This window comes from Streptomyces sp. 13-12-16, assembly GCF_002114215.1.
Classification (GTDB): domain Bacteria; phylum Actinomycetota; class Actinomycetes; order Streptomycetales; family Streptomycetaceae; genus Streptomyces.
The window spans coordinates 1-9,661 of sequence record NZ_NCTE01000244.1 but is presented as its reverse complement, the minus strand read 5'-3'; the positions used below and the strand labels follow the sequence as shown (position 1 = coordinate 9,661).

General features: G+C 73.4%; 12 protein-coding genes. 3 read left to right on the top strand and 9 right to left on the bottom strand.

Annotated features, from left to right (window positions below; genetic code table 11):
- The first annotated feature begins 384 nt into the window (after positions 1–384).
- Positions 385–909 carry an STAS domain-containing protein gene (locus tag B7767_RS47925; RefSeq protein WP_306297955.1) on the top strand — a complete coding sequence of 175 codons (525 nt, stop codon included), beginning with the start codon at positions 385–387 and terminating at the stop codon, positions 907–909.
- 71 nt (positions 910–980) lie between these two features.
- On the opposite strand, the gene B7767_RS10950 is transcribed toward B7767_RS47925, so the two are convergent.
- Positions 981–1,862: a LysR family transcriptional regulator gene (locus B7767_RS10950; protein ID WP_085572028.1), complete on the bottom strand. Its 882-nt coding sequence runs from the start codon at positions 1,860–1,862 to the stop codon at positions 981–983.
- A 60-nt stretch (positions 1,863–1,922) separates the two neighbouring features.
- Between B7767_RS10950 and B7767_RS10945 the strand changes: the two genes are divergently transcribed.
- Both B7767_RS10945 and arr read left to right on the top strand, forming a co-directional pair.
- A complete protein-coding gene (locus B7767_RS10945) occupies positions 1,923–2,288 on the top strand; it encodes a DoxX family protein (protein WP_085572027.1) in 366 nt (121 codons plus the stop codon).
- Between the two features lie 229 nt (positions 2,289–2,517).
- Positions 2,518–2,928 carry an NAD(+)--rifampin ADP-ribosyltransferase gene (gene arr, locus B7767_RS10940; protein ID WP_085572035.1) on the top strand — a complete coding sequence of 137 codons (411 nt, stop codon included), beginning with the start codon at positions 2,518–2,520 and terminating at the stop codon, positions 2,926–2,928.
- 157 nt (positions 2,929–3,085) lie between these two features.
- Here the strand turns inward: arr and B7767_RS10935 are convergent, their stop codons facing one another.
- From B7767_RS10935 to paaB, 8 genes are all read right to left on the bottom strand, one after another.
- Positions 3,086–4,345 carry a kynureninase gene (locus B7767_RS10935; RefSeq protein WP_085572026.1) on the bottom strand — a complete coding sequence of 420 codons (1,260 nt, stop codon included), beginning with the start codon at positions 4,343–4,345 and terminating at the stop codon, positions 3,086–3,088.
- A complete protein-coding gene (locus B7767_RS10930; RefSeq protein ID WP_085572025.1) occupies positions 4,342–5,190 on the bottom strand; it encodes a S9 family peptidase in 849 nt (282 codons plus the stop codon). Before B7767_RS10930 ends, B7767_RS10935 begins: the two co-directional genes overlap by 4 nt.
- Positions 5,180–6,028, bottom strand: a complete 849-nt coding sequence (locus B7767_RS10925) for a tryptophan 2,3-dioxygenase (RefSeq protein WP_085572024.1) — start codon at positions 6,026–6,028, stop codon at positions 5,180–5,182. The genes B7767_RS10930 and B7767_RS10925 overlap by 11 nt, the downstream gene beginning before the upstream one ends.
- A 25-nt stretch (positions 6,029–6,053) precedes the next feature.
- Positions 6,054–6,830, bottom strand: coding sequence for an SDR family oxidoreductase (locus B7767_RS10920; RefSeq protein ID WP_085572023.1), 777 nt, complete (start codon positions 6,828–6,830; stop codon positions 6,054–6,056).
- Between the two features lie 71 nt (positions 6,831–6,901).
- Entirely contained in the window at positions 6,902–8,026 is a 1,125-nt protein-coding gene (locus B7767_RS10915; protein WP_179167102.1) for a 2Fe-2S iron-sulfur cluster-binding protein, read from the bottom strand.
- An 8-nt stretch (positions 8,027–8,034) separates the two neighbouring features.
- Positions 8,035–8,547 carry a 1,2-phenylacetyl-CoA epoxidase subunit PaaD gene (gene paaD / locus B7767_RS10910; RefSeq protein WP_107485984.1) on the bottom strand — a complete coding sequence of 171 codons (513 nt, stop codon included), beginning with the start codon at positions 8,545–8,547 and terminating at the stop codon, positions 8,035–8,037.
- Positions 8,544–9,335, bottom strand: a complete 792-nt coding sequence (gene paaC / locus B7767_RS10905; RefSeq protein WP_179167103.1) for a 1,2-phenylacetyl-CoA epoxidase subunit PaaC — start codon at positions 9,333–9,335, stop codon at positions 8,544–8,546. Before paaC ends, paaD begins: the two co-directional genes overlap by 4 nt.
- A 10-nt stretch (positions 9,336–9,345) precedes the next feature.
- Positions 9,346–9,657: a 1,2-phenylacetyl-CoA epoxidase subunit PaaB gene (gene paaB, locus B7767_RS10900; protein ID WP_085572033.1), complete on the bottom strand. Its 312-nt coding sequence runs from the start codon at positions 9,655–9,657 to the stop codon at positions 9,346–9,348.
- Between the last annotated feature and the right edge of the window lie 4 nt (positions 9,658–9,661).

Below are 9,661 nucleotides of genomic sequence, written 5' to 3'. Positions count from 1 at the left end.
CCCCCGTCCCCGCCCCTCCTGTGCCACGGCCGCCACCGGCCCGGCCTTCCCGCGGCTCACCGGCGGGACGACCAGCGGGAAGGCCGTGCCGGGACCGCGGCCTGGATCAGAGTGGTGGTGACCGCCTCCAGCGTGTCGGGAGGCGGCCGGACACCCGGGCCGCCCCACCGGTCACCACCGCTCCCGCGATGAAGGTGGCGAGCATCCGCCGGTCTCGTCCTCCAACCTCCCAGCTGCGAACGCGCCGGTACCCCGGCTACCGCCGCGCATGCCGTACCTGGCGTGCGCGACCGCACACCCTGGTGCATCCGATCGTGCCGGCGGGACAGAAACACCTGCGTCCCGTCGCTGAGGGGGCGCGCCCGGACCGCATATGAGGAGACCGTGACTCACACCGACCGAGCCGACCGGCAAGGCCGTCTCTTCACCGAACACCGTGTGATCGGCGGGATGCGTATCGTGACTCTGCGCGGCGAGATCGATCACGACGTACAGGACATGCTCTGCGAGGCCCTGCTGGGTGAGGAAGGGACCGCGTCGACGCGGATCGTCGCTGATCTCAGCGGGGTGACCTTCATGGACTCCACCGGCATCAACGTCTTCGTCGCGGCGCATCTGCGGGCAACGGAGGCAGCGGGGTGGGTACGCATTGCCAGCGCCCGGCTGCCTGTCCGACGCGTGCTGCAGGTGACCGGCGTCGACACTTTCATTCCCTGCCGTCCCTGCGTCGAGCAGGCCCTGACCGCTGAGTACTCCGGCAGCGGATCGTGTCCTGAGCTGCTTTGTCTAAGCGCAGGGCCTTCCCGCCGGCACGAGGATGTTCCGGCCACCCGTTCCACGCCGTACGCGGGCATCGCGTTCTCTCAGTCGACGCGGCGGGGCGCCCTCATGGGTTTCGTCAACCTGTAGGGGCGGGTGGAGTCCGTGGAAGGAGTCCGAAGCGGTCGCGGCAGCGCGTCGGCGGCCTGCCGGCCCCGTCGTCAGGTCCGGTGCAGTCGCCGCGTGACGGCCTGGAGCAGTTCGTTCAGCGCCGTCTCGTGAGTCCGCTTCCGAGGCCGGGCCAGCGCCACCCGGCTCGGTGAGACCCCGCGGACCGGACGGAACACCACGCCTGGGTGGGGGTGGAAACGGGCCGCCGACGCCGGGGCCAGTGCCACGCAGCCGCCGGCCACCGCTCCGAGCCACTCGTCGGGACGGCTGGTGACGGCGCCGACCCGGACGGGGTGCCCGTCCCGCTCCTCCGACGCCAGCCAGTGCTCCCTCCAGGCTCCGGTCTCGGCTCCGGCCGCGACGAACGGCTCGTCCCGCAGCTCCCGGAACTCCACCGTCTCGTTGTCCGCCAGCGGATGCCGAGCCGGCAGCAGCACCCCGCGCTCCTCGACGAACAGCTCCCGCACCGCGAAGCTTTCCTGCCCCGGAAACGGCAACCGCACCACTGCGGCATCCACCTCACCGCGGGCCAGGCCTGCGCTCGGGTCCGACCAGTCGAACTGCCGCAGTTCCACCCGCCACTCCGGCTGCGTGCGGCGGAACTCGGCGATGACCTCGGGGACGGCCCCCACCGCGCCCGCGTCCAGGAAGCCCAGGCGCAGCACCCGCGCCGCACTGCCGGTCGCCCGCACCGCCTCGTCCCAGCCGTCCAGCAGTGCGGGCACCCGCGAGGCGAACTCACGGCCGGCCTCGGTCAGCGCCATCCCCGACCGCGAACGCGTGAAGAGCCGTACCCCGAGATCGTCCTCCAGGCGCCGGATCTGCTTGGTCAGCGCAGGCTGCGAGACGAACAGCCTCTTCGCGGCCCCCGTCAGGCTGCCCTCTTCCGCCACTGCGGCGAAGTACCGCAGCAGGCGCGTGTCCACGTCCATGCCGCCAGGTTATAGAAGCAGGTATTGGACGGCATCAAGGTGCCTGCGAACCCTGGAGGCATGACCGGTACCCAGCTCGCGCTTCTCGTCGTCACCCTGCTCACCGCCGTCGTCAACGTCGGTATCGCCGTCGCCGACCTCACCGGGGCACGCTTCGTGCTCGCCAACTCGGCACGGGTGGGTGTCCCCCGATCCTGGCTCCCCTGGCTGGCCACCCTCAAGCTGGCCGGTGCGGCGGGCCTCCTCCTCGGCCTCTTCGTCGCCGCACTGCGCCCTCTCGGTGTCGCCGCGGCCTGCGGTCTCGTCCTGCTCTACCTGGGCGCGATCGTCTTCCACCTGCGCGCTCGCGTGCTCTACAACCTCGCGTTTCCCGGCTTCTACCTCGCCACCGCGGTCGCCTCCCTGGCCTTGACCGTGTCCTCCTGACGGCGGCACCTGCCGCGACCGACGTACGAGGACCGGAGGGCGGCGGGGTGTCGAGGTGGCCGGAGGCCGCTTCGTTCCTCACGGAGGCGGGCGCGTCCGGCGGCGGCAGGTGCAGGGAGCGGCACCGTCCGGTCGGTCAGGGCGCGGATGCGGGGCATCCACAGGTCATTCACGGTATCCGGGCCGTCCTGGACGGCTCCACAACAGCTCGGCGCGTTAACCTGTGGTGATGGACGAGGCGTTGGACGAGGGACCTTTCTTCCACGGCACGAAGGCCGAGTTGCAGGTCGGAGATCACCTCACCGCCGGTTTCCGTTCCAACTACCGGCCCGAGATCGTGATGAACCACATCTACTTCACCGCGTTGCGTGACGGCGCGGGACTCGCCGCCGAACTCGCCGCCGGCGACGGGGTCCCGCACGTGTATGTCGTCGAGCCGACCGGGGAGTTCGAGAACGATCCCAACGTCACCGACAAGAAGTTCCCCGGCAATCCCACCCGCTCCTATCGCAGCAGGGAACCGCTCCGGATCGTCGGCGAGGTCACCGACTGGACGCGACAGACACCCGAAGCTCTGCGCATATGGCGAGATCGGCTGGCCGCGATTCGCCCGAGTGACCGCGCCGAGATCATCAATTGACACCATGCCTCATGTGGTGAGGAGGATGAGTCGTCCGTAACAGCACAGGGCGACGGCACGGCCGAGAAAGACACCTCAGGTCCTCAACCCGTCGAGCGGCCCCGGCGAGTGCGGCCGGAAAGGCCGTGTCTTCGCCGGGGCGGGCGGGCCGTCGCGTTCAGGTCACCGGCCCCGCCGACGGCGGGACGGGGGCGTAGGAGGCGTTCCGGGTCAGTTCCCGCAGGCGGAGCGCGGCGGTGAGCAGGTCGCCGTGGCTGGTGTAGAGGGCGTTGACACCGAAGCGCAGCAGGTCGGGGGCGCGCATGTCGGCGATGACGCCGTGCTCGGCGAGAGCGGCGACCAGCCCCCGGGCCTGCGGGTGCCGGAGGGCGACCTGGCTGCCGCGGCGGCCGGGGTCGGCAGGGGTGACGGAGGCGAAGCCCAGAGGGGCCAGGAGCGCGTCCGCGCAGCGCAGGAAGAAGCCCGTCAGGGACAGGCTCTTGGCACGGACCTGGGCCAGGTCGACGCCGTCGAAGGCGGTGAGAGCCGCTTCGAGAGCGAGCAGGGACAGGATCGGCGGGGTGCCGATGCGGGCGCGGGCGATGCCGGGCGCGGGCTCGTAGGCGGGGGTGAGGGCGAAGGGATCGGCGTGGCCGGTCCAGCCCGGCAACGGCGTCTCGAGCGCGGTGTGGTGGCGTCGGGCCACGTAGAGGAAGGCGGGGGCGCCGGGGCCGCCGGAGAGGAACTTGTAGCCGCAGCCGACCGCCAGGTCCACGCCCAGGGCGTCGACCTCCAGGGGCAGGGCACCGGCGGCGTGGCACAGGTCCCACAGGGCGAGGGCCCCGGCGTCGTGGGCCGCCCGGGTCAGCGCCCGCATGTCGTGCAGCTCGCCGGTGCGGAAGTCGACGGGTGAGCAACTGACGACGGCGACCTGCTCTCCCTCGGTGGCGAGGAAGGCCGGCAGGTCCGCCGGTGGCACGTGCCGTACCTTCAGGTCGCGACGGCGGGCGACCGCGTCGGCGAGGTAGCGGTCGGTCGGGAAGTGCCCGGGGTCGGTGACCAGCAGCGGGCGGTCCGGGCGGAGCGCGGCGGCGGCGTCGAGCGCGGTGAACAGCTGCACGCTGGTGGAGTCGCCCGCGATCGTCTGCCCCGGCGCGGCCCCGATGAGCGTGCCGATGGTGTCGCCCACGCGCTGCGGTGCCTCCCACCAGCCGGCCGCGTTCCAGGAGCCGATGAGTCCGGTGGCCCACTGGCGCCGTACCACGTCCTCCAGGGCCGCCGGCACCGCGGCGGGCAGCGGGCCCAGTGAGTTGCCGTCCAGGTACACGATGTCCGGCGGGAGCAGGAAGCGTGCGCGGAGGCCGGCCAAGGGGTCGTCGGCGTCGAGTCGCGCGGCCTGCTCGTGCAGGGCGGCGGCTGCCGGAAGTGCGGTCGTCATCGGTGTGCGGCCTCCTCGCCCGCGCGACCGCCGTCCGTCGGGGTGAAGGCGGCCGCCATGTCCCGAAGGGTGTCGGCGACCGTGCGGGCGCCGGGTGCTCCGGGTTCGATGAGGGTGTAGTGGCCGGTGCCGGGGAGGACGACCGTCCTGAGGTCCCGGTGCACGGCCGCGTAGTCGCTGAACTGCGTGAGCGGGACCTCCTCGTCGGCGGCCCCGTGCAGCAGCACGGTGGGGACGCCGGTGGTGCCGGCGTCGCGCAGCAGGGTGATGGGGTCCACCTCGGCCAGGCGTGCGGTGAAGTGCTCCTCTCCGCCGAGGAGTTGCAGGGCGGCGTCGTTGCTGAGGCGGTCGCGGCGGGTGGCGGTGAGGTCGGTGATCGGCGCGAGGGCGAGCACGCTCGTCGGCAGGGCTCGGGTGTGCCAGCGGGAGCCGGGCGGCAGCAGGCCCCGGGCGGCGCACCACAGGGCCAGGTGCCCGCCGGAGCAGTGCCCCGCCAGGACGTAGGGCCGCCCCTCGGGCAACGTGTCCACGATGCGGGCGACGTCGTCGAAGGTCTCGGGATGGCCGCCCGCGCCGCCGGACCGGCGGAAGCCGGGGAGCAGCACGTTGAACCCCTGGGCGGAGAGCCACGCCGCGAACGGGGTCAGGTGCATCCGGTCGTAGCGCCAGTAACCGCCGTGCAGCAGGATCACCAGCGGGGCGTCGGGGTCCTCGGACGGCCAGGCGTCGTAGGAGTGGTGGGGGTGGTCCCCGTAGCGGCCGTGCACCGGTGCCAGGACCGGCTTCAGGCTCAGGACCCGCCGCTCCTCCTCGGCCGCGAAGGCGGAGATCGTCCTAGACGTCACCGCGCACCTCCCACAGTTCGGGGAAGACCGGCCGGGCCGCGCGCTGTTCCAGCCAGGCCAGGCCGGCGGATCCGGCACTGCCCGGTCTGGCTCCCATGGCACGGCGGACCACCAGGACGTGGTCGGACCGCCAGCGGGTGACGAGTTCGGCGATGTCGGTGAGCAGTTCGCCCAGTGCGAGGTGGGGATGGTGCTGCGGTCCGGCGTAGACGTGCCGCCAGGTGTCCACCACGCCGGGGTCGCTGTCGTAGGGGGTGGTGACGTCCCGCTCGCGGACGTGGCGCGGGACGGGCAGGCCCTGGCGGTGGAGGTGGGCCAGCACCTCGTCGTACAGGGACGGTTCGCGGTAGGTCTCGGCGAGCGCCTCGTGGACGGCCCGGTCGCCGCGGTGGGCGCGGAGCAGTCCGGCGGACTTGTCGCCGAGGAGGAACTCCATGTGCCGGTACATCGCCGACTGGAAGCCCGACGCCCGGCCGAACGCGGCGCGGAAGCCGTTGAACCGGGCGGGGGTCAGGGCCGCGATGGGCGCCCAGGCGCCGCCCAGGGCGGTCAGCGCGCGGCGGCTGCGCACCAGCGCGTCCATGGCCGCGGGCAGGTCGTCCTTGGCGAAGGCCACCTTGGCCGTGCGCCACTCGTGCACGATCAGGGTGAACCACAGCTCCATCACCTGGGTGGTGACGAGGAACCCCATCTCGTCCGGGGCCTCGGTGAGCGGTTGCTGCAGCGTGTTCAGGACGGACGCGTGCACGTACGTGTCGTAGGGACTGGCCCCTTCGAAGGGGCGGGTCAGGGCGTCGTCGACGGCCGGCCCGTCGAGGGCGGTCATGCGGTCGTTCATCACATCTCCCAGGGGTGCGTACGGGTCACACACCGAGGTGGGCGCCGCCGGAGGCGTCGATCCACTGGCCGGTCACCCAGCGGGCGTCGTCGCTCGCGACGAAGGAGACGACGTCGGCGATGTCCACCGGGTCGCCGAGCCGGCCGAACGTCGAGGCCTCGGAGTAGCGGCGCCGGATCTCCGGGACGGCGAGGGTGGGGTTGATCTCCGTCTCGGTGTAACCGGGCGCGACGGCGTTGACGGTGATGCCCCGGGGGCCCAGCTCCTGGGCCAGGGAGAGGGTGAGGTGGTCGAGTGCGGCCTTGGACATGGTGTAGGAGACGAGCGGCGGGAAGGCGAGGCGGGTCGCGACGGAGGAGATGTTGACGATCCTGCCGCCGTCCCGCAGGCGGTCCAGTCCGCGCTGGATGATGAAGAACGGCGCCCTGGTGTTGATCGCGAAGACGCGGTCGTAGTCGGCCTCGGTCACCTGGGCGATCGGGCGGGGGACGGTGATGCCCGCGTTGTTGACGAGGATGTCCAGGCCCGCGGGTGCCTCCTGCTCCGCCAGGGCCTCGTCGAAGGCGGACCACAGGGTGTCGGCGTCGCCGGGGACGCCGAGTTCGGCGTGGACGGGGAAGGCGCGTCCGCCGTCGGCCTGGATCTCCTTGACGGTCCTCTCTGCGGCCGTGAGGTCGTGGCCGTAGTGGACCGCGACGAGGGCGTCCTCGCGGGCGAGGCGGTGGCTGACGGCTCTGCCGATGCCCCGGCTGCCTCCGGTGACCAGGGCGGTCTTTCCCGTGTGGCGGGCGGTGGCGGTCATCGTGGGTCTCCTTCGCTGAGGGGTGGCGTGGGGATCGGGCGTCGAAGTCGGACGTGGTCCCGGCGTGCGCGTCAGGCGTCGAAGTCGAGGGTGATCTCGGGGGTGCGGGGCCTGGCGCGGCAGACGAGGGTGTAGCCGGCGGCGCGGTCCCGTTCGTCCAGGGCGTGCTGGCCGTCCGCCGTCACCCCTCCGGACAGGACCTTCGCGCGGCAGCTGCCGCACACGCCCTCACGGCAGGCGTACGGCACGTCGGGGTGACCGCGCAGCAGTGCGTCGAGCAGGACCGGGTCGTGCGGCAGCACGGTGGCGGCACGACGGCGCCCGTCGAGCAGGGCGGTGACCCGGTGCTCCCCCGCCCTCGGGGCCTGCCCGGCCGGTTCCGGCGGCCGTGGCGGGGCGCCGTCGGCGGCGAACAGCTCCCAGCGGACGAGTGAGGGGTCGGCTCCCAGGCCGGCCAGGACGTGCCGTGCGGTGGCGACGAGACCGGGTGGCCCGCACAGGGCGAACGTGGTGTCCGGGCCCGGCCGGGCGTCCACGGCCGCCAGCAGCCGGCCCACTCCGGACGCGTCCAGCCGCCGTGCGGACAGACCGCTCCCCCGGTCCTCCCGGGTCAGTACGTACAGGACGGTGAGACGGTCGACGAACTCGTCCTTCAGCTCGGCCAGTTCATCGGCCAGTACGGCGTCGGCACAGGTACGGACCGAGTGGACGAGGCTGACGCGGCAGGCGGGGTCCCGGCGCAGCGCCTCGGTGGCCATCGGGGCCAGCGGGGTGATGCCGGTGCCGCCCGCGAGGAGGATGTGGTGGGCGCCCGGCACCTCCGGCAGCGCGAAGGTGCCGGTGGGCGGCGAGACGTCCAGGCGCTCTCCCAGGGCGAGCCGGGTGGTGGCGTGCTCACCGAAACCACCGGGACCGGACCGCTTGATCACCAGGCGGAGCGCCCCGGGGGCGTGCGGTGGCGGGCAGATCGAGTAGCTGCGGCGCAGTTCGGTGCCGGCCCGGCGGTGCCGGACGACGACGTGCTGGCCGGGGCGGTGGGCGAAGACGTCGCGCAGTGCGGTGGGCACGTGCAGGGTGACGGCGACCGTGTCGGCGCTCAGACGACGGACCTCGGTGACGTCGAGCGGGTGCCGGCCGGTGCGGCGGGGCGGACCGGCCGGTGCCTCGTCGAGGAGGGCGGGCGGGGTGGTGTTCACGGTCGGCCTCACAGCGCGGTCAGGTGGGGGAAGGGCTCGTGGCACGCCGTGCACCACAGCACCGACTGGCAGCGGGACGGCCCGAAGGCGCTGTGCGGCCGGGTGGCCCGGGAGCCGCAGTGCGGGCAGGGCACGGCGCCCAGTGCGACGGGTACCGGGCTGCCGGGAGCCGGGGTCACGGGTGGGGCGATGCCGTGTGCGGCGAGTGCGCGCCGCCCTTCGGGGGTGATGCGGTCCGTCGTCCAGGGGGGCGAGAGGACGTGCCGGACGCGGCCCGCGGGGTGGCCGCAGGCGGTCAGGACCTCCCGCACCGCCGCGGTGATCTCGGGCAGCGCGGGGCAGCCCAGGTAGGTGGGCGTGATCTCCACCTCCAGCACGCCGTCGGCGCCGGGGGCGACGGAGCCCACCACGCCGAGGTCGCCGAGGCCGATCACCGGCAGTTCCGGGTCCGGCAGCGCGGCCACCCGCTCGCGCACCTCCTCGGCGGAGAGGCGGGCCGTGACCGGTACGGGCCCGCTCACCAGGTTCCTCCGGGGAACTGCCGCCGCACGGACTGCAGATCGGCCAGCAGCGGCCCGAACTCCTCGGTGTGCAGGCCCGCGCGGCCGCCGGTGGCCGACCATGTGGGGGTGGGCACGGCGAGTCCCGCCTCGGTGACGACCTCGCCGACCCGTCCGAGCCACGTCTCGCGCAGGGGCGCCGGCGAGGGCACGGTCCCGGACGCGGCCAGGCGGCGCGGCACGTCGTCCTCCTCGAAGAGTTCGCCGGTGTAGGGCCACACCCGCTCCAGGGCGTGCCGCATGCGGCGCGCGCTCTCGGTGGTCCCGCGTCCCAGCGTCACCGTCCAGCGGTCGGCGTGCAGCCGGTGGAACGCGACCTCCTTGGCGGCCCGGACCCCGAACGCGGCGAGTTCGGGATCGGCGCAGTGCGCGAGGGCCTCGTAGTACAGGACGGCGTAGTGGGTGTAGGCGAGCTGCCGGGCCACGGTCACGGCGAAGTCCCCGTTGGGGAGTTCGGTCAGCAGGGCGTTGGTGAACTCGCGCTCCGAGCGGGCGTAGGCGAGGTCGTCCTCGGTGCGGCCGGTTCCGTCGAGGCGGCCGGCACGGGTGAGCAGGGCGCGGGCGTGGCCGATCAGGTCGAGGGCGATGTTGGACAGGGCCAGGTCCTCGTCGATGGTCGGCGCGCGGGTGATCCACTGGCACAGCCGCTGGCCGAGGACGAGGGCGTCGTCGCCGAGGCGCGTCAGGTGCCGGGCGAGATCGGGATCGGCGGCGGACGGCGCTTCGCCCGGCAGGGTGCCGGGACGCACCGCCTCGACGTCACTCGTGGTGCTCACCTTCGGGGCCTTTCTCGGTCAGCGGCGCATAGTGCTCGGGGTAGCGGTACGGCTTGTGGCGGGCTCCCGCGAAGTACGGGTCGCGCTCGTCCGGGGAGGCCGTGTGCACGGCGTCGGAGCGGACCACCCACAGCGACAGGGGTTCGCCCCGGCGCGTGTACAGGTCGCGGGCGGCGGCCAGGGCCGCGTCCGGGCCGGCGGCGCGCACCGACCCCACGTGCTGGTGGGCCAGGCCCCTGCGGGCCCGCAGGAACACCTCCCACGACGCCGGCGCGCCCTCCCGTGCGGCGCTCATGCGG